This is a genomic window from Xanthomonas sp. WHRI 1810A (assembly GCF_040202885.1).
GTDB lineage: Bacteria > Pseudomonadota > Gammaproteobacteria > Pseudomonadales > Pseudomonadaceae > Aquipseudomonas.
This window is the reverse complement of record NZ_JBEGED010000010.1, coordinates 17,079-36,791: the sequence shown is the minus strand read 5'-3', so window position 1 is coordinate 36,791 and position 19,713 is coordinate 17,079. Positions and strand designations below refer to the sequence as shown.

The 19,713-nt window shown below is 61.3% G+C and carries 17 protein-coding genes; 5 read left to right on the top strand and 12 right to left on the bottom strand.

Translation table 11 applies throughout. The features are described 5' to 3' along the window. Positions 1-735 precede the first annotated feature (735 nt). Genes ABQX22_RS15850 through ABQX22_RS15835 form a run of 4 tightly spaced genes read right to left on the bottom strand, consistent with a single transcriptional unit; the run spans position 736 to position 4,272 of the window. Positions 736-1,920, bottom strand: coding sequence for an osmoprotectant ABC transporter ATP-binding protein OsmV (locus ABQX22_RS15850; protein WP_349800806.1), 1,185 nt, complete (start codon positions 1,918-1,920; stop codon positions 736-738). Continuing rightward, positions 1,917-2,570, bottom strand: coding sequence for an ABC transporter permease (locus ABQX22_RS15845; RefSeq protein ID WP_349800805.1), 654 nt, complete (start codon positions 2,568-2,570; stop codon positions 1,917-1,919). Before ABQX22_RS15845 ends, ABQX22_RS15850 begins: the two co-directional genes overlap by 4 nt. Continuing rightward, the gene (locus ABQX22_RS15840) at positions 2,567-3,517 is read right to left on the bottom strand and encodes a glycine betaine ABC transporter substrate-binding protein (protein ID WP_349800804.1); all 951 of its coding nucleotides are present in this window, start codon (positions 3,515-3,517) and stop codon (positions 2,567-2,569) included. The genes ABQX22_RS15845 and ABQX22_RS15840 overlap by 4 nt, the downstream gene beginning before the upstream one ends. Positions 3,518-3,558: 41 nt before the next feature. Next, complete coding sequence (locus tag ABQX22_RS15835) at positions 3,559-4,272, bottom strand: ABC transporter permease (protein ID WP_349800803.1); 714 nt, start codon at positions 4,270-4,272, stop codon at positions 3,559-3,561. Between the two features lie 322 nt (positions 4,273-4,594). Here ABQX22_RS15835 and ABQX22_RS15830 point away from each other — a divergent pair, with 322 nt between their 5' ends. Beyond that, the gene (locus tag ABQX22_RS15830; RefSeq protein ID WP_349800802.1) at positions 4,595-6,178 is read left to right on the top strand and encodes a peptide chain release factor 3; all 1,584 of its coding nucleotides are present in this window, start codon (positions 4,595-4,597) and stop codon (positions 6,176-6,178) included. A 201-nt stretch (positions 6,179-6,379) separates the two neighbouring features. Here ABQX22_RS15830 and ggt read toward each other — a convergent pair whose 3' ends face one another. From ggt to ABQX22_RS15810, 4 genes are all read right to left on the bottom strand, one after another. Continuing rightward, a complete protein-coding gene (gene ggt / locus ABQX22_RS15825) occupies positions 6,380-8,047 on the bottom strand; it encodes a gamma-glutamyltransferase (RefSeq protein ID WP_349800801.1) in 1,668 nt (555 codons plus the stop codon). A 164-nt stretch (positions 8,048-8,211) separates the two neighbouring features. Further along, complete coding sequence (locus ABQX22_RS15820; RefSeq protein ID WP_349800800.1) at positions 8,212-9,111, bottom strand: NAD-dependent epimerase/dehydratase family protein; 900 nt, start codon at positions 9,109-9,111, stop codon at positions 8,212-8,214. A gap of 213 nt (positions 9,112-9,324) precedes the next feature. Beyond that, positions 9,325-10,221 carry a LysR family transcriptional regulator gene (locus ABQX22_RS15815; RefSeq protein ID WP_349800799.1) on the bottom strand — a complete coding sequence of 299 codons (897 nt, stop codon included), beginning with the start codon at positions 10,219-10,221 and terminating at the stop codon, positions 9,325-9,327. An 80-nt stretch (positions 10,222-10,301) separates the two neighbouring features. Continuing rightward, positions 10,302-11,066: a sulfite exporter TauE/SafE family protein gene (locus tag ABQX22_RS15810; protein WP_349800798.1), complete on the bottom strand. Its 765-nt coding sequence runs from the start codon at positions 11,064-11,066 to the stop codon at positions 10,302-10,304. 214 nt (positions 11,067-11,280) lie between these two features. Here ABQX22_RS15810 and ABQX22_RS15805 point away from each other — a divergent pair, with 214 nt between their 5' ends. From ABQX22_RS15805 to cynS, 3 genes are all read left to right on the top strand, one after another. Further along, positions 11,281-12,204 carry a LysR family transcriptional regulator gene (locus tag ABQX22_RS15805; protein WP_349800797.1) on the top strand — a complete coding sequence of 308 codons (924 nt, stop codon included), beginning with the start codon at positions 11,281-11,283 and terminating at the stop codon, positions 12,202-12,204. A gap of 60 nt (positions 12,205-12,264) precedes the next feature. Beyond that, a complete protein-coding gene (locus tag ABQX22_RS15800) occupies positions 12,265-12,609 on the top strand; it encodes a cupin domain-containing protein (RefSeq protein ID WP_349800796.1) in 345 nt (114 codons plus the stop codon). 63 nt (positions 12,610-12,672) lie between these two features. Then, positions 12,673-13,143 carry a cyanase gene (gene cynS / locus ABQX22_RS15795; protein WP_349800795.1) on the top strand — a complete coding sequence of 157 codons (471 nt, stop codon included), beginning with the start codon at positions 12,673-12,675 and terminating at the stop codon, positions 13,141-13,143. A 65-nt stretch (positions 13,144-13,208) separates the two neighbouring features. Here cynS and mmsB read toward each other — a convergent pair whose 3' ends face one another. The 3 genes from mmsB to ABQX22_RS15780 form a co-directional block, all read right to left on the bottom strand. Continuing rightward, complete coding sequence (mmsB, locus tag ABQX22_RS15790) at positions 13,209-14,096, bottom strand: 3-hydroxyisobutyrate dehydrogenase (protein WP_349800794.1); 888 nt, start codon at positions 14,094-14,096, stop codon at positions 13,209-13,211. A gap of 123 nt (positions 14,097-14,219) precedes the next feature. Then, positions 14,220-15,746 carry a CoA-acylating methylmalonate-semialdehyde dehydrogenase gene (locus ABQX22_RS15785; protein ID WP_349800793.1) on the bottom strand — a complete coding sequence of 509 codons (1,527 nt, stop codon included), beginning with the start codon at positions 15,744-15,746 and terminating at the stop codon, positions 14,220-14,222. A gap of 65 nt (positions 15,747-15,811) precedes the next feature. Next, positions 15,812-17,140 carry an MFS transporter gene (locus ABQX22_RS15780; protein WP_349800792.1) on the bottom strand — a complete coding sequence of 443 codons (1,329 nt, stop codon included), beginning with the start codon at positions 17,138-17,140 and terminating at the stop codon, positions 15,812-15,814. A 252-nt stretch (positions 17,141-17,392) separates the two neighbouring features. On the opposite strand from ABQX22_RS15780, the gene ABQX22_RS15775 reads away from it, so the two are divergent. Continuing rightward, positions 17,393-18,340 carry a LysR family transcriptional regulator gene (locus tag ABQX22_RS15775; RefSeq protein ID WP_349800791.1) on the top strand — a complete coding sequence of 316 codons (948 nt, stop codon included), beginning with the start codon at positions 17,393-17,395 and terminating at the stop codon, positions 18,338-18,340. Positions 18,341-18,492: 152 nt separating this feature from the next. On the opposite strand, the gene ABQX22_RS15770 is transcribed toward ABQX22_RS15775, so the two are convergent. Further along, complete coding sequence (locus ABQX22_RS15770) at positions 18,493-19,707, bottom strand: cytochrome c (RefSeq protein WP_349800790.1); 1,215 nt, start codon at positions 19,705-19,707, stop codon at positions 18,493-18,495. Positions 19,708-19,713: the final 6 nt, after the last annotated feature.

The following is a 19,713-nucleotide window of genomic DNA, read 5'->3' as shown; positions in this document are numbered from 1 at the left end:
CGTCCAGGCTGCATTCCCACGCGGAGCGTGCGGAACGATCAATATTCCTCAGCCATCCACTGTAGGAGCGCGCTTGCCCGCGAAGGCGGTGTGTCAGACGCACCGCATCGCAGCCTCGCACGGGCTCGTCAGCTCCTACAGGGTCTGCGTCAAGTTGGATCGCTGGGTCGTCGGACGCGGAGCGTCCAGGGCTGCATTCCCACGCGGAGCGTGAGGAACGATCAATATTCTTCAGCCATCCGCTGTAGGAGCGCGCTTGCCCGCGAAGGCGGTGTGTCAGAAGCACCGCATCGCAGCCTCGCACGGGCTCGTCAGCTCCTACAGGGTCCGCGTCAAGTTGGATCGCTGCGTCAGCGGATGTGGAGCGTCCAGGCTGCATTCCCACGCGGAGCGTGCGGAACGATCAAATTCTTGAGCAAACGGGCACACATTGTTGGAGCGAGGCTTGCCCGCGAAGGCGGTGTTTCAGACGCACCGCATCGGTCGAGCGCGACCCCGGAGCCTCGCACGGGCTCCTCAGCTCCTACAGGGTCCGCGTCAAGTTGGATCGCTGCGTCGTCGGACGCGGAGCGTCCAGGCTGCATTCCCACGCGGAGCGTGCGGAACGATCAATATTCCTCAGCCATCCACTGTAGGAGCGCGCTTGCCCGCGATTGCGGTGTGTCAGCTAACGCATGTTCAGCTATCACACCGCAATCGCAGGCAAGCGCGCACCTGCAACGCCCAGGCGTTAGATCACTCCGAAGCAGCCTGCTCCGCCACTTCAGCTGGCGAAACGATGCTGGTCTTCATCCCGCGCGACTGGCCGGAGCTGAGGTAGGCCGCAATCGACTCTTGCGTGACTTCCCCCAGGAAGACGTTTTCAGCGTCCAGCACCGGCAGCCACGAGCGGTTGAATTCGTACATGCGCGACAGCAGGATGCGCAAATGCTCGTCGTACGCGGCAGTGGCGTTGAACGGGCGCAGGTATTGCTCGCACGTGCCGGTCTGACGGTGCAGGTCGCGACGGCGCACGTAGCCCATGGCTTTGTTTTCGCTGTCGGTGACAACCACGTAACGGCGGTCGTTTTCGTCCATGATCTCCAGCGCATCGGCCACCGGGGTTTCCGGGCTGACGGACGGGGCGTTGTCTGCCGCGTCTTCGGCCTTGACCAGCAGCAGGCGTTTGAGCGTGCTGTCCTGGCCGACGAAGCTGCTGACAAACTCGTCAGCCGGGTGCGCCAGCAAGGTGTCCGGGTGATCGATCTGCAGCAGTTTGCCGGCGCGGAAGATTGCGATCTTGTCGCCCAGCTTGATGGCTTCGTCGATGTCGTGGCTGACCATGATCACGGTCTTGTTCAGCGCGCGCTGCATCTCGAAGAATTCGTTCTGGATCATTTCGCGGTTGATCGGGTCGACCGCACCGAAGGGTTCGTCCATCAGCAGCAACGGCGCATCGGCAGCCAGGGCGCGGATCACGCCGATACGCTGCTGTTGACCACCCGACAGTTCACGTGGGTAGCGATGCAGGTACTGCTTGGGTTCCAGCTTGATCATGCTCATCAGTTCGCGGGCACGGTCGTGGCATTTCTGCTTGTCCCAACCGAGGAGTTTCGGCACGACGACGATGTTTTCTTCGATGGTCATGTTCGGGAACAGACCGATCTGCTGAATCACGTAACCGATGCCACGGCGCAGCTCGACTTCGTCCATGCCGGTGGTGTCTTCGCCGTTGATCAGGATCTTGCCGGAGGTCGGCATGATCAGGCGGTTGATCATTTTCAGCGTGGTGCTTTTGCCGCAACCCGACGGGCCGAGGAATACGCAGATTTCGCCTTCGTTGACGGTCAGGCTCACTGAATCCACGGCTTTGATTTCTTTGCCATTGCTCTGGAACGTCTTGGTCAGGTTCTGCAGTTCAATCATTTGCTTGGCAATCATTTCAGTAATCCTTTTGGAGTCAGCGAGCGTTGCAGCCATTGCAGGAACAGGTCGGCGATGATCGCCAACACACTGACCAGCACGGCGCCGACGATCAACATCGACATATCGCTGCGGCTGATGGAAGCAAGAATAAGTACGCCCAGCCCGCCGGCGCCAATGGTGGCGGCGATGGTCATGACGCCGATGTTCATGACCACGGCAGTCCGTACGCCGGCCAGGATCACCGGTACGGCGATGGGCAGTTCAACCATGCGCAGGCGCTGGCTGAAGGTCATGCCGATGCCCTTGGCCGCTTCGCGAATACCCGGTTCGACGCCGGTCAGCGCCAGGTAGGTGTTACGCATGATCGGCAGCAGCGAGTACAGAAACACAGCGGTAATCGCGGGCAACGGGCCCAGGCCCTGACCGAACTTGGAGTAGAACGGCAGCAACAGGCCGAAAAGGGCAATCGACGGGATGGTCAGCAGTACCGTGGCGCTGGCCTGCAAGGGTCCGGCGAGCGACGGGAAGCGCGTCATCAGCACGCCCAGCGGCACGCCCACGAGGATGGCCAGCGAAACCGCAATGCCCACCAGCGAGATGTGTTGCAGGGTCAGGTGAAATACCTGATTCCAGTCGATGTGGGAGAAAGTGCTCAAGAAATTCATGGCTGCGCCTCCGGCTTGATCGGCGCGTCATCGACGCTCGGATTGATCGGATGCTTGCTCAAAAAATCTGCCGCAACGGCACTCGGGTTTTCGTGATTGACGTCCACGCGGGCGTTGAGATCAATCATGGTCTGGTTATCCAGCAGTGCGGCCAGCGGCTTGAGCTGGTCGGCCAGCTGAGGATGCTTGTCCAGGTACTCTTTGCGGATGACCGGTGCGGCGGTGTAGTCCGGGAAGTAATGCTTGTCGTCTTGCAGGACCTTCAGCTTGAACGCGTCCAGACGACCGTCGGTGGTGTAGACCAATCCGGCAAACACCTGGCCGTTGCGCAATGCGGTGTAGACCAGGCCTGCGTCCATCTGACGTGTGTTTTCACGGCTCAGGTTCATGCCGTAGTGCTTGACCATCCCCAACAGACCATCGGAGCGGTTGGCGAATTCGGTGTCCAGCGCCACGAGGTGACCTTTGTCCGCTTCATCCTTGAGCACCACTGTCAGCTCCGACATGGTGTTGATCTGCGGATACTGCTGAGCAATCTTGTCCGGCAGCGCCAGCGCATAGGTGTTGTTGAACTTGGACGGCGACAGCCAGACCAGGCCCTTCTTGGCATCCAGTTCTTTGACGCGCTGATAGGTCTGTTGACTGTCGAGCTTTTCATCGACGTGGTTATAAGCCACTAGCGACACACCGGTGTATTCCCAGAGCAAGTCCAGTTGGCCGCTTTCCTGCGCACTGCGCGCCAGGTTGCTGCCCAGGCCGCCGGTGATCTGGACCTGATAACCCTTGTCACGCAGGTATTGCGCGGTGAGTTCGGCCAGCATGGTTTGTTCGGTAAACACCCGCGCGCCGATGCGCAGCACCGGGCGTTCAGGCGAGGTGTCGGCGGCCTGGACGAATCCGGCCAGCAACAGGGCGACGCCCGCTACTAATGTGCATAACTTCTTCATTCAAATTCCTTTCACTCAGCGTGACTAATCCACGGGGCCACTTAACGAGCCAGGCCGCGTTCCAGCCACGTACGGCTGGCGAGGGTCACCGCGCCATCGAGCAGCAGTGCGAGCAGAGCGGTACACGCCGCGCCCAGCAGCAATTGCGGCTGATTGTTCAGGGCGATGCCGGGGAATATCAGGCTGCCCAGGCTGTTTGCGCCGATCAGGAACGCCAGTGGGGCGGTGCCGACATTGATTGCCAGTGCCACGCGCACGCCGCCGACCATGATCGGCACAGCGTTGGGCAATTCGACACGCCACAACACCTGACTTGGCGTCATGCCAATGCCGATGGCGGCTTCCTTCAGGGAACCCTGGACGTTTTTCAGGCCTTCGTACGTGTTGCGCACAATCGGCAGCAACGACGCCAGAAACAGCGCAAAGATTGCCGGACCACTGCCGATGCCCAGAATACCCAGGGCAATGGCCAACACGGCGAGAGGCGGGATGGTGTTACCGATGTTGAAGATCTGCATGAAGCGTTCAGCGCGGCCCACCATGTTGGGGCGGCTCAACCAGATGCCGGTCGGGATACCGACCACCAGCGCCGCCAGCATCGAGGCGAGCACCAACAGCAAATGCGCTTGCAGGTAAAACAGCAGATCGTCCTGATACAGCTTGAATGTGTCTATGCCGATCCAATTGACCAGCAGGGCCAGGAGCACGATCGCAATCGCACCTCCCAACAGCCCCTTGCCATAGCGATTAGCCACAGGCGGACTCCTTTATTTCAGTCGACGAACGCGCGGCGCCTGACTGACCCATACGGATAGTCGAGCGAACGTTCGCGAAGAGCAGCGGGTGGGTCGCCATAAGGCGATTTCACAAGCCATGAGCGCAGCTTCGTCAAGCTAACGTGCTGATTTAGCAGGCCTCGACATGTGCAGTTACGAGGCAGTGGACGTCTCCACGACCGCAAAGGTTCCCACGTGAGACATTATCTGGCCACCCTTTATCGACCGAACGGTTCGGTTATTACCTTCGTTTGGGCTATAATCGCCGCCCTTTTTTGAATCACCTCTCGGGCGATTTCCCATGACCAGACAGGCCGCCGAAGTCGCGAAACGCCGCACTTTCGCCATCATTTCTCACCCGGATGCGGGCAAGACCACCATCACCGAAAAACTGCTGCTGATGGGCAAGGCCATTTCCGTTGCCGGTACGGTGAAATCCCGTAAATCCGACCGCCACGCGACGTCCGACTGGATGGAAATGGAAAAACAGCGGGGCATCTCCATCACCACGTCGGTCATGCAGTTCCCGTATCGCGATCACATGATCAACCTGCTCGATACCCCGGGCCACGAAGACTTCTCCGAAGACACCTACCGCACCCTGACCGCCGTCGATTCGGCGCTGATGGTGCTCGACGGCGGTAAAGGCGTCGAGCCACGGACCATCGCGCTGATGGACGTTTGCCGTCTGCGCGACACGCCCATCGTCAGCTTCATCAACAAGCTGGACCGCGACATTCGCGACCCCATCGAGTTGCTGGACGAGATCGAAGCGGTCCTGAAGATCAAGGCCGCGCCGATCACCTGGCCCATCGGCTGCTACCGCGACTTCAAGGGTGTCTATCACCTGGCCGACGACTACATCATCGTCTACACCGCCGGCCACGGGCATGAGCGCACCGACGTCAAGATCATCCAGAAGCTGGATTCGGACGAAGCCCGCGCCCACCTGGGTGACGAATACGACCGCTTTGTTGATCAGCTGGAACTGGTGCAGGGCGCCTGCCACGAGTTCAACCAGCAGGAATTCCTCGACGGCCAACTGACCCCGGTGTTCTTCGGCACCGCGCTGGGCAACTTCGGCGTCGATCACGTGCTCGATGCCGTGGTGAACTGGGCCCCGCTGCCGCTGCCTCGGGTGGCCAACGAGCGCACGGTGGAGCCGGTGGAAGAGAAGTTCGCCGGTTTCGTGTTCAAGATTCAGGCGAACATGGACCCCAAGCACCGCGACCGCATCGCGTTCATGCGCATCTGTTCAGGCCGGTACGAGAAGGGCATGAAGATGCGCCACGTACGGACCGGCAAGGACGTACGCATCGGCGACGCGCTGACGTTCTTCTCCTCGGAGCGTGAGCAACTGGAAGAGGCCTACGCCGGCGACATCATCGGCCTTCACAACCACGGCACGATCCAGATCGGCGACACCTTCACCGAAGGCGAAAACCTGGGCTTTACCGGGATCCCGCACTTCGCGCCGGAGCTGTTCCGTCGGGTGCGCCTGAAGGATCCGCTCAAGTCCAAGCAACTGCGCCAGGGCCTGCAACAGCTGGCCGAAGAAGGCGCCACGCAGGTGTTCTTCCCGCAGCGCAGCAACGACATCATCCTCGGCGCCGTCGGTGTGCTGCAGTTCGATGTGGTCGCCAGCCGCTTGAAGGAAGAATACAAAGTCGAATGCGCGTATGAGCCGATCACGGTGTGGTCAGCCCGCTGGATCGATTGCCCGGACAAGAAGAAGCTCGAGGAATTCGAGAACAAGGCCGTGGAAAACCTTGCCGTGGACGGCGGCGGTCACCTGACCTACCTGGCCCCTACCCGCGTCAACCTGGCCCTGATGGAAGAGCGCTGGCCCGATGTGAAATTCCGCGCGACGCGGGAGCATCACTAACGGATTCAGCGACTGACTGATCACTTCGCGAGCAAGCTCCCTCCCACACGAGCATATGTCCGCCACCACATCGGCGGACGTGCAAAACCTGTAGGAGCGCGCTTGCCCGCGAAGAGGCCGGTACATCCGCTGTGCATCCAACATCCGACACATCACTTCGCGGGCAAGCGCGCTCCTACAAAGTAGGCAGCGACTCGGTCATCACTTCACCACCATACCCACCCCCCGCCCACGCGGGTCGGACGCGGTTTCGATCTTCGTGCCGTCGATCTTGATCGCCTGCACATTGCCCATGGACCAGCCCTGATCCTTGAGCGTGTAACCCATCGCCTTCAGCTCATCGGCGACCGGTGCCGCGAGCGGTGCAAAGCTTTCGGTGTAGATCGTGTCCTTGGGCAGCAACTGATGGTGCACGCGCCCTGCTGCAACGGCGTCCTTGAGCGGCATCTTGAAGTCATAGAGATTGTTCAGCACCTGAAACACCGTAGTGAAAATCCTCGAACCGCCCGGCGTTCCCAACACCAGCGTGACCTGACCGTCACGGGTCACCAGGCTCGGGCTCATCGACGACAACATCCGCTTGCCGGGCTCGATGGCGTTGGCGTCGCCGCCCACCACGCCAAAGGTGTTGGCCACGCCCGGCTTGGCGCTGAAGTCGTCCATTTCGTCGTTCATCAGAAAGCCTGCTCCCTTCACCACCACGCCGCTGCCGTAGTCCCAGTTGAGCGTGTACGTGTTGCTGACCGCGTTGCCTTTGGCGTCGACGATGGAGAAGTGCGTGGTCTGGTGCGACTCAAGCCCCGGTTTGATGTTTTCAGTCGGTGAGATGGCAGTCGGGTTGACCTCATGGGCGCGCATGACCAGGTAGGCGTGGTCGGTCAGCTGATTGACCGGAGCGACGGAGAAATCCGGATCGCCCAGGTAATTCGCCCGATCAGCAAACACGCGCTTCTCGATTTCCGAGAGCAAATGCACATAGCGCGCGGAGTTGAGCGGCACGCCGGCGAAGTCGCCCGCCAGTTGCTCCTTGATGCCAATCAATTGCGCCAGCGCCACGCCGCCGGAACTGGGCAACGGCGCGGTGTACAGCGTGTTGCCCTGCCAGTTGACGTGCAGCGGTTTGCGCCAGACGGCCTTGTAATCCTGCAGGTCCTGTTTGGTGATCAGGCCGTCGTCATGCTGCATCTGCGCGACCAGCAGGTCGGCGGTCTGGCCCTGATAAAACTCGTTGGCACCCTTGCTGGCGATGCGCTCAAGGGTCTTGGCCAGCTCCGGCTGACGGAACATTTCGCCGGCTTTCAGGCTGCCGAAGTAATCGCCGAAGTTGGTTTTACCGTTGAGCTGCTTGATCGTGTCAGCGCTGTACTGGTATTGCTTGTCGGCGACTTTGAAGCCGTTCCTGGCATAACCAATGGCCGGGGTCAGCAGCTCGGACCATGGCAACTTGCCGAACTTCTGATGCGCTTCCCACATACCCATGACCGTGCCGGGCACACCCGAGGCGCGAGCGCCGATCAGGCTCATGCCCTTGATGACCTCGCCCTTGTCGTCCAGGTACATGTCCCGGCTGGCCGCCTTGGGCGCGGTTTCACGGTAATCGAGGAAATACGGCTTGCCGTTCATGAACAGGGTCATGAAGCCGCCACCGCCGATGTTGCCCGCTTCCGGGTAGGTCACGGCGAGGGTGAAGGCCGTGGCGACGGCGGCATCGACCGCATTGCCGCCTTTCTTGAGAATTTGCGCGGCGACGTCGGCGCCATACTGGTCGGGCGCGGCGACGGCTCCGCCCTCCAGCGCGACAGCGAACACCGGTGAACTGGCGGCAAACATGACCGACAGCGCGAGGGTCTTGAGCGTAACGACTCGCATGAGGCTTCCTTATTGGCGTGGTGCGACAGCATCCAGGGCGCGTGGTATGGGCTGCTGTCCAAATGCTGAGAAGACTAACGTGAAGCGCAGACATTAATGATGAAACTGGCGGCAAACGCAAACGGCCACCCGAAGGTGGCCGCCGTCGCGTCACAGCACGCGGATCAGGCTTTGAGCATGTCGTGCTTGATCCAGTCGATGACCGAGGTCCGTTTCGGCACCCAGCCCAACAACTCACGCGCGTTCTCGCCGCGCACCCGGCTGTTGGAACCCAGTCCGTAGTTGGCCATCTCATAGCCCCATTCGGCTTCGGCGTCTTTCAACGGCCAGTCTTCGGACGTGCCTAGCCCCAGCGCCTCGGCCATGGCGTTGGTCATGTCGACGAATGACGCTTCGCCGCTTTCGACGAAGTAAAACGTGCCTGCCGGGCTTTTCTCCAGCGCCAGAGCGTAAAGCTCGACGACGTCTTCAATGAACACATTGGACCAGACATTTTCGCCAGGACCGACATGGCGAACCACGCCGCTCTTGCGCGCCTGCTTGAGCAGTCGGGGCAGCTGCACGCTGTCGCGGTCCACGCCCAGGCTCAAACCGTAAATCAACGTGTTGCAGATCACCGCGGAGCGCACGCCGTCTTTGGCCGAGGCGATGACCAGATCGTCAATGGCCACCCGGGCAGCCTTGTCCGGGGTCGCGGCTGGCAACTGGCCTTCATGAAACACCTGGCCGCCACCCTTGCCGCCGGACGCATCGCCGACGATGCTCGAGCCACTGGTGTGCAGCAGCGGCTTGTTCGAGCCTTTCAGGCCTTCGATCAACGCCACGACCGCGCCGCGATGGTCGCTGTTGGCCGCGTTGATCACGCCCTCGGATTGGCGCGCCTGCTCGGTCAGCAGCGCACTGTCCTCCAGTGTGCCGATCACCGGGACAATCCCGAGGCGCTTCATTTCTTCAGCCTGTTCAGCGCTGCGCACCAGACCGGTGACATGGTGGCCACGCTGCACAAGACCGGTGGCGATGGAGCCGCCGATAAAACCTGCGGCACCGGTGATGAAAATGTTCATGGCTGACTCCCGTTGGATGAATGATGGGAGGGATTATCTGCTTCGGATTAGCGGCGAAAAATACACGCCAGACCAAATGACTGTTGCGTCTAGATCACGAATGCTGTCCCCCTGTAGGAGCGCGCTTGCCCGCGATTAATTTTTCCGGCGATGAAGATGTATCGGACACACCAAAGTCATCGCGGGCAAGCGCGCTCCTACAACGGCAGGCGTTCAAGCCGCATACCCAGCCAACTTCTCCTGAATGAAATCCAGAAAACACTGAATCCGCAGCGCCAGCTGTGAGTTGCGGTAGTACACGGCATGAATCGGCTGGCGATAGCCACTGTTGGCGTCTGCCAGCAGGACCTTCAAACGTGCGTTGCGGATGTCTTCGTGGGTCATGAAGTGCGACAGACAGGCGATGCCCTGCCCCGCCAACGCCAACTGGCGCAACGTCTCGCCGCTGGACGCCGACACCGCCGGCTGGATAAACAGGCGGTCGCCCTCGGCATGACGCAAGGGCCAGTGATTGAGGGTGTCGGTCTGGGTGAACCCCAGCAACGCATGCCCGGCCAGCGCCTCGACCGTCTTGGGCGTCCCGTGCTTTTCCAGATAATCGGGGCTGGCCAGGACGTTCAGCGGGCTGGAGCCCAGGGACCGCGCGTGCAGCGTCGAATCGGCCAACGCGCCGATGCGGATGGCAACATCCGTGCTCTGCTCCAGCAGGTCGATGATCAGGTCGTTGCTGTTCAGCTCCAGCTGGATATCCGGGTACAACGCGCGGAACTGCGCCACGTACGGCACGATGGCATGCAACATGAACGGCGACGCCGCGTTGATCCGCAGACGCCCTGCCGGCGCTTGCTGGCGCAGCGAAAGGCGCTCCTCCAGGTCTTCCATCTGGGCCAGAATCAGGCGGGCGCGCTCAAGGAAAAACTTGCCCTCCTCGGTCAGGTCCATCCGCCGGGTGGTGCGGTTGATCAACGTGGTGTCGAGCTTGGCCTCCAGCCTCGACAGCGTGCGGCTGATGGCCGAAGGCGTCTGCCCCACCTGCTCGGCAGCGGCAGAAATCGAGCCGCTTTCGACCACCGACACGAACACCTGTAACTCATCAGACCGGGCTTTCATTGTTGTCCCCTGCTCAAAACTGGCCTGGATATTAGCGCTGTTTTACGCAAAGGCGAACGGCACTCACTCTGACGGTACCCTCAGCCCGCAATGAACAGATGCACACCCAGCGCGGCCATGCCGACGAAGAACACACGCTTGAACAGCACGGCGCTGATCCGCTGCCGCAGCCATTGTCCGATCATCATTCCCAGCAACGCCGGAATCAGTGCCAACACCGAAGCGCCCATCTCGCCCCCGCCCAGTGCGCCATGCCAGAACAACCCCGCGCCCAGCGCCAGTGTCGAGACCGTGAACGACAGGCCCAGCGCTTGCACCAGTTCGTTGCGGTCCAGGCCGAGGCCTTGCACGTAGGGCACGGCGGGAATCACGAACACGCCGGTGGCGGACGTCACAATACCGGTGATGAAGCCGCACATCGGGCCCAGCCAGACCTCAGCCTTGGGCGGGACCTTGAGGGTGGGAAGGAATAATCCGCACAGCGCGTAGACGAACAAGGCGCCGCCCAACGCACGCCCCATCGACTTTCCGCTGCCCATGCCCAGCCACAGCGAACCCAAGGCGGTGCCGACGAAAATCATCGCCAACAACGGCCACAGGCGTTTGATCAAACCGCGCAGATGGCCGCCCGCCGCCAGTTGCCACAGGTTGGTGAAGGTCGACGGGATGATCAGCAGCGCGGCAGCCTGTGCCGGCAACATAGCCAGACCCAACAACCCCATGGCCACTGTCGGCAGCCCCATGCCGATCATGCCCTTCACCGTGCCGGCCAGCAGAAAGGTGATCAGCACCAGCAATGACAGGCTCAGGCCGATGTTTTGGTACAGCGCGAAAAGTGCATTCATGGCGCCATCGTGCCTTGAATGCCTGGTGTTGAATATCTGCCATATACTGAGCCAGCCTCAGGCCAGGACACAGGCAGGTATGACCAACCCCTAAATCCTCTTTGTGGGAGGGAGCTTGCTCGCGAAGCGATTCACCTACACCAGGTTAGCCATTGGCAGACCGCATCGCGAGCAAGCTCCCTCCACGGGCATCTCGATACAAGAGTTCTACCCCATGCACTTCGACCTGATCGACCTCAAGCTTTTCCTGCACATCCTCCAAAGCGGCAACATCACCGCAGGCGCCGCACACAGCCATCTGTCACTGGCCTCGGCCAGCGCACGGATTCGTGGGTTGGAGGGGTCGCTCGGCATCGCGCTGCTTGAGCGCGGCCGTCGCGGAGTCACGCCCACCTCGGCGGGCAAGGCGCTGGCGCAACATGCGCGGCTGATCCTGCAACAGGTCGAGCGCATGCAGGTCGATCTGACCGATTACGTGCAGGGCTTCAAAGGACAGATTCGCCTGCTGTGCAACACCTCGGCGCTGAGCGAACACCTCCCGGAGCTGCTGGCCGAGTTTCTGGTGACCCACCCCAACATCGACATCAATCTGGAAGAACACCCCAGCTTGAGAATCCTGCACGCCGTGCGCCACGGGAGCGCAGACATCGGGATCATTTCTGACGCCGTTGACGCCAGCGGCCTGCAGACTCGACCGTTTCGCGCCGACCCGCTGACCCTGATCGCAACGCTCCACCATCCTTTGGCCCGGCATGACGAACTGCGTTTCGCACAAAGCCTGGAACATGAATTCGTCGGCCTCGGCGTCGCCAGCGCCATGGCGATCTATCTGGAGGAACAGGCGCTGCATGCCGGTCGGCGCCTGAAAATCCGGGTGCGTGCCGAGAGCTACGACGGCGTGATGCGCATGGTCGCGCGCGGCACAGGGCTGGGAGTCGTGCCGCAGGCTGCCATCGAACGGTTCCAGGCGTCTGCGCGGTTCAAGAGCCTGCCGCTCAGCGACCCGTGGGCGGATCGCAAGTTGCTGCTGTGCGCCCTGGATTTCAACGCATTGCCCGCCTACGCCAAAGCGCTGGTGGAAGGCTTGAATCCTGATATCGCGTTAATGGACATCCCGATGTCGAGCCCAGACAACTGACGGCACAGCACCGGCCCTAAGGTGGGCGAGCGCACATTTCGCCGCTTATCTGGAGTTGTCATGTCTCAGCCAATCACCGTCCTTCGCGACACCACGCCCCTGCCCGTCGTCGACGCCTGCAAATGGGAGCGCATCGAAGGCGAACCGCACACCGTCAACCTCAACGCCTACACCAGCGATGACGGCAGCAAGATCATGGGCACATGGATCTGCACCCCGGGCAAGTGGCGGGTGGAATACGTGAAGTGGGAATACTGCGACTTTCGCGAAGGCTACTGCATCATCACGCCGGACGGCATGGAACCGATCCACCTGCGCGCCGGTGACATCTTCGTCGTCGAACCGGGCATGAAAGGCACCTGGGAAGTGGTGGAGACGGTGCGTAAGTATTTTGTGTTTGCCTGAGCGGCGGCACGTTCAATGCAGGCTCATGAGTTCGATCCTCTTTGCGAACCCAGGAGCCTTCCCATGCAACAGTCCCACGCTTATCAAGATCCATCCCTCGCGCTGACCGCCAAGCTGCTGGACATCAAGGCCAGCAAGGGGATGTCATTCGAGCAACTCGCTGAAGGCACTGGCCTGAGCCTGACGTATGTGACCGCTGCGCTGTTGGGGCAGCATCCGTTGCCGGCCAACGTGGCGCAGATGATCGGGGAGCGTCTGGAATTGAGCGATGCCGATGTCGCGCGGCTGCAGGCCATTCCCATGCGCGGCAGCTTTGCCGGCAGCGTGCCGACGGACCCGACGATCTATCGTTTTTACGAGATGGTTCAGGTCTACGGCACCACCCTCAAAGCCCTGGTGCATGAGCAGTTCGGCGACGGGATCATCAGCGCCATCAACTTCAAGCTGGACATCAAAAAGGTCGAAGACCCGGAAGGCGGCTCACGCGCGGTGATCACTCTCGATGGCAAGTTCCTGCCGTATAAACCGTTCTGAAAAAACCACCGCGATCGTTCCCACGCTCTGCGTGGGAATGCACTCTGCGGACCGTCGAAGATGACTTACTGTTGTTCCAGATACCCCTCCACAATCGCGGAGAAATCCTTGCCGCCGTCACCGCGCAGGCTCATGGCCTGGAACAGCTGCTGAGCCACCGCACCCAGAATCACAGGCTGGTGCGCCACTTTTGCCGCGTCCGTGGCAAGCCCCAGGTCCTTGAGCATCAACTCCGCGCTGAAACCACCGGTGTAGCCGCGCGAGGCGGGGGCGGTTTCGACGATGCCCGGCCACGGGTTGTAGATTTCCGAACTCCAGCACCGCCCGGTCGAGCTGTTGATCACGCCGGCAAGCACCCGTGCGTCGATGCCCAGGCTGTTGCCCAGCGCCATGGCTTCCGAGACGCCGATCATCGAAATGCCGAGCAGCAGGTTGTTGCACATCTTCGCAATCTGGCCCGTGCCCAGCTCGCCGCAATGCACGATGTTCTTGCCCATTTGCGCCAGGATCGGCTTGAGGCGGGCGAAGTGTTCAGGGTCGGCGCCGACCATGAAGGTCAGCGTGCCCGCCTGTGCGCCGCCGGTCCCACCCGAGACTGGCGCATCGCCCAGCGTCACCCCCTGATTGGCAGCAAGCGTCGCGACGTCGCGAATAGTTTGGGGGTCGATGGTGCTGCAGTCCACCGCAGGCACCCCCGCTGCGATGCCGGCCAGCACACCGTCGTCGTTCAGGTAAACGCTGCGCACATGGGCGGCGGCCGGCAACATAGTGATGACCAGCTCGGCGCCTTGTGCCGCGTGTTTCGGTGATTCGGTGATACGCCCGCCCAGCGTGGCAAGGTCGGCGAGCACCTGCTGATTGAGGTCGAACAGGTTGAGGTCGTGACCGGCCTTGATCAGGTTCCGCGCCATGGGTGCGCCCATATTGCCCAGGCCGATGAATGCGATTTTCATGGTGGTTCTCTCCGCTAAAAAGCGATGCTTTTGTAGGAGCGCGCTTGCCCGCGAACACGGTTTTCCTGCACCGAATCTGGTAACTGACACACCATAATCGCGGGCAAGCGCGCTCCTACAGATCTATCTCAAATTGATCGTCGTATTCACCCCGTCATTGACGCTGTCGTCATCGAACCAGCGGCTGGTGACGGTCTTGGTCTGAGTGTAGAACTGCACCACTTGTTTGCCGTATGGCCCCAGATCGCCCAACTTCGAGCCACGCGAGCCGGTAAAGCTGAAGAACGGCACGGGCACCGGAATCGGTATATTGATGCCGACCTGACCGATGTCGATCTCGCTCTGGAACTTGCGCGCCGCCGCTCCGCTCTGGGTGAACAGGCCCACGCCGTTGCCGAACGGGTTGGCGTTCACCAGCTCGATGGCCTGATCCAGGGTGTCGACTTCCAGCACCACCAGCACCGGACCGAAGATTTCCTGTGTGTAGATTTGCATGGCGGTGGTCACCCCGGTGAACAGGGTCGGGCCGACAAAGTTGCCATCTTCGTAACCCGGCACGCTGATGCCTCGCCCGTCGAGTTCCAAGGTTGCGCCTTCCTGCACGCCGCTGTCGATCAAATCGAGAATGCGCTGCTTGGCCCGTCTGGAAATCACCGGCCCGACATCGGTGTCTGCCTCGTTGCCCGCGTTGACCGTCAGTCTCTGCGCCAGCGCTTTCAGATCCGGCACCCACTGTTTGGCCGCGCCCACCAGCACCACCGCCGATGTGGCCATGCACCGCTGCCCCGCCGCGCCGAAACCCGCGCCGACCAGCGCATTGAGGGTTTGCTCACGATTGGCGTCCGGCAGCACCACCGCGTGATTTTTCGCGCCCATCATCGACTGCACGCGTTTACCGTGTTTGCCTGCCAAGTCATACACGTGCGTGCCGACGGCGGTTGAACCGACGAAGGACACCGCCTTGATGTCCTTGTGGGTGCAGAGCGCGTCGACCACGTCTTTGCCGCCATGGACCACGTTCAATACGCCCGCCGGAACGCCCGCTTCCACCGCCAGTTCCACCAGCAACAAGGTCGACATCGGGTCTTGCTCGGAAGGTTTGAGCACGAAGGTATTGCCGCAAGCGATGGCCATCGGAAACATCCACAGCGGGATCATGGCCGGGAAGTTGAAGGGCGTAATCCCTGCGCACACGCCGATAGGCTGACGCAGCGTGTAGGTATCGACGCCGCCTGCGACGTTTTCAGCGAATTCGCCCATCTGCAAGGTGCCAATGGAGCACGCGTGCTCGACCACTTCCAGACCGCGAAAGATGTCGCCTTCGGCATCGGCAATGGTTTTGCCCTGTTCGGCGCTGAGGACCACGGCGATGCGCCTGGAATGCTCGCGGATCAGCGCCTGCAGCTTGAGCATGATGCGCATGCGGGCGCCAATGGGCGTATGCCGCCAGGTTTTAAAGGCGCTGTGCGCGGCCGCGACGGCGGCGTCCACCTCACTCGGTGTGGCGAACGGCACCTGGGCCAGCACTTGTTGCGTGGCAGGGTTGATGACGTCGAGCCAATCGCTCGTTTGCGAATCAACCCACTCGCCGTTGATCAGCAGTTTCACGCGCGCCACGGTGGTGTTGTTCTTATTCAATGAGGCGTTCATTTCAGCTATCTCCGTTCACTTCTCAAGTTCAGTTGCGCCGCCGCCGGGGCATGTGCACAGCCCGTTCAAGCTGGTTTGAATCGCGGCGGATCACGCTTCATCAGCGCCGTACAGACCAGCGCGATCAGCGCCAGGCCCAGCAGATAAGCGATCACGTAATGCGGGCTGCCGCCGCCGACCGCCAGCAGTTGGGTAGCGATCATCGGTGCGAAACCGCCGCCCAGCACACCCGCCAGTTGCACCGAGACAGAGATGCCGCTGTAGCGGATTTCCGTCGGGAACTGCCGGGCGAACAACAGCGATTCCGGCGCATACAGGATCGGGAAAATCACGCCGACCGCCAGCACCATCGCCCACCACACCAGTTGAGGTTCGCGGGTGCCGAGCATGGCGAAAAAGGGATAGACGAACGCGCAGAGCAGCAGAAGCCCGGCGAAATACAGACGTTTCTGGCCCACCCGATCGGACAGCGCCCCGCACAGCGGCATGGTGACCAGCGACAACGCAGCGCCTGCGGTAATCGCGTTCAAGATGTCGCCGCGGGGGATTTGCAGCTGGTTGGCGGCATAAGCCAAGGCGAACGTGACCGACATGTAGAACCAGGCGTTCTCGGCCGTGCGCGCGCCGATGATGGTCAGGGTTTCCCGTGGGTGATCGCGAAAAACCCGGAACAGCGGCACTTTCACGGCAATTTTTTCGTGCTTGAGCTTTTCGAAATCAGGCGATTCCGGGACCTTGAGGCGGATCAGCCAGCCGACGCCCAACAACACAATGCTGGCCAGAAACGGCAGGCGCCAGCCCCAGCTGAGCATGTCGGCTTCCGGCAGTTTCGCCACCAGGCCCATCGCGAGCGACGCCAGCACCAGGCCTGCCCCGACGCCGGTCTGCGGCAGGCTGCCATAGAAGCCCTTCTTGCCTTCGGGTGCGTGTTCGACGGCCATCAGCACCGCCCCGCCCCATTCGCCGCCGACCGCCATGCCCTGCAAGAAACGCATGGCGACCAGGATCACCGCGGCCCAATAGCCGATCTGCTCGTAAGTGGGGATCAGGCCGATGATGATGGTGGGAATCCCCATCAGCATCAGGGTAAACAGCAGCATGGATTTACGGCCGATCCTGTCCCCGAAGTGCCCGAACACCACGCCCCCTAATGGACGTCCGAGAAAGCCCACGGCGTAGGTCGCAAACGCTGCGAGCACCCCCATGATCGGGTCCAGGGCAGGGAAGAATATCTTATTGAAAATCAGGGCGGCGGCGGTGCCGTAGAGGAAAAAGTCGTACCACTCGATGGTGGTGCCCGCCATGCTGGCAGCGCCGGCCAGTCGGTAGGATCTGGCTTTCTTTGCCGGGCCGGCGTCGAGGGCGTCGACACCTGCGGTCAGTGCGTTCTTCATAAACTCCTCCGCTTATTATTGTTGTGCAGGGTGTTATGGCGTGTGGGTGGTGCTGTGTTTGTAGGGCGTGGTTCTCGCCTCACGTGTAGGAGCGCGCTTGCCCGCGATTGCGGTACATCAGTGCCGAAGAAGGCATCTGACACGACGCAATTCGCGGGCAAGCGCGCTCCTACATGGCGGTCGTATCACTGGGCGCATTGGAGTATAGATGTGCAAACTTCTAATAAAAACGCACATAAAAGCAGGTTCAACATGCAAAAAAACATCACGTCCCTGGGTGCTCTGAACTGGGACGATTTGAAGTTTTTCCTGGAGGTCGCCCGCACCCGCAAGGCCAGCACGGCAGCCAAACGCCTGTCGGTCGATTACACCACCGTGTCGCGCCGGATCAATTCGCTGGAAACCTCGCTGGGTACGTTGCTGTTCGAAAAGTCGCGCAATAACGGCTTCATCCTTACCGCTGAAGGCCAGCGTCTGCTGGGGTCGGCCGAGTCCATCGAAAGCACGCTGCACATGGCCTGCGAGCAGGTGTCCGGGTCGGGCGTTGCATTGTCGGGGCATGTGCGCATGGGGTGCACCGAGGGGTTCGGCAGCTTTTTCATCACCCCGCAACTGAGCCGGTTCACTGACGCCTATCCGGCTATCTCGGTGGACATCCTGCCCCTGCCGCACTTCATCAGCCTGTCCAAGCGCGAGGCGGACATCGTCATCGCCCTGGAGCGTCCGGAGCACGGGCCCTACGTGTGCTGCAAACTGTGCGACTACAGCTTGCGGCTGTACGCCACCCAGTCCTTTCTGGACAACCACGGGCCGATCAATGCTGTAGACGACCTGGCCGATCAGCCTTTTATCAGTTACGTCGACGACCTGGCGTTCAGCTCGGAGCTGCTGTACCTGAGCAACCTGCTGCCCGGCGCCCACGCGAATCTGCGCAGCACCAGCGTGATCGCGCAGTACGTGGCGGCGTTGCAGGGACGAGCGCTGGCGATACTGCCGTGCTTTCTGGCAGCACAGGATGCGAGGTTGCTGCCGGTGCTGGAACAGGAAGTGAACATCACGCGACAGTTCTGGATGTATTGCCGGGAGGATTTGCGCAAGTTGAAACGGATTACGTTGCTGTGGGATTACATCCGGGAGACGGCCGAGCAGAACAAGGCGTTTTTGTTGGGGGGAACGAGGGGGATGGGTTTTTTGGATTGAGTTCGATTTCCAGGCTCGTCCACAACTTGTAGGAGCGCGCTTGCCCGCGATAGCAGTGGGTCAGTCACCTTCTCCGGCACAGACACACCGCATTCGCGGGCAAGCGCGCTCCTACAGGAAGGAGGCGGCCCCGTTATCGGGGCCGCACCCGATCAATGCAACGCGTTTTCCCGGTTTTTCGTAACGTCGGCCGCTTTGACTTCACCGTTGCTCTGCCCGAAACGACGCAGCACAAAGGTGCTGACCGCAGCGAGCTCGGTGTCGCTGTAAGCGCGAGCGAAGTCCGGCATGCGCTGGTCAACGCGTGCCGCCGCTCGCGTATGCCCTTCCAGCAGCGTGGCGACCACGTTGGTGCCCGCCGGGTCGTTGACCGTCTTGAGCCCCATTAACATCCCGGCCGGCGACTGGTTGCCGGTGCCGTCCAGACGATGGCAGGCCGCACAGGCTTCAGCAAAGATCTTGTGCCCCAAACCGTTGGCGGCCTGATCGTTGACCTTGGCCGCAGGCCGCGCAACACCTTCGCTGCGAGCCGGCGTCGACTTGAGGTAAACGGCAATGGCTTTCAGGTCCGCCGGCTCAAGGTATTGCAGGCTGTGCTCGACGGCGTCAGCCATCGGGCCGCCCGCCCCGCCGTAACCCGGTGCGTAACCCTGGCTCAGGTAGCTGACCAGCGATGCTTCCGGCCAGGCGCCGATCCCGTACTGGTTATCCGAACTGATGTTGTACGCGCGCCAGTTGCCCAGCTCGCCACCGGCCAGGGAATTGCCCTTGCTCATGGCCTGGAAGATGTTGCGCGGGGTATGGCATTCGCCACAGTGACCCGGCCCTTGCACCAGGTACGCCCCACGGTTCCATTCCGCCGATTTCTTGTCGTCCGGCACGAAGCGTTCATTGGAGGCGAACATCGCGTTCCAGAAAAACATGCCCCAGCGCTGGTTGAACGGGAACGACAGGTCGTTCTCGGGCGGCTTCTGGCTGATTGGCTCCAGGCTGAACAGGTAGGCCTTGATCGCCAGAATGTCTTCGCGGGACATCAACGTGTAGGACGTGTACGGGAAGGCCGGGTAGTAGTGCTTGCCGTCCTTGCCGACGCCTTTTTGCAGGGCGCTGACAAAATCATCATCGGTCCAGTTGCCGATGCCGGTCTCTTTGTCCGGGGTGATGTTGGGCGAGTAGATCGTGCCGAATGGCAGCTTGAACGACAGGCCACCGGCAAACGGTTTGCCGCCTGGCGCCAGGTGACAGGCGACGCAGTCGGCGGCGCGGGTCAGGTACTCGCCTTTGCTGATCAGCACGGGATCGGCGGCCTGGACCGACAGGGCAAAAGCGGCACTCACCAGCGCGAGCGCAATGTTAAACGTTTTCATAATGCG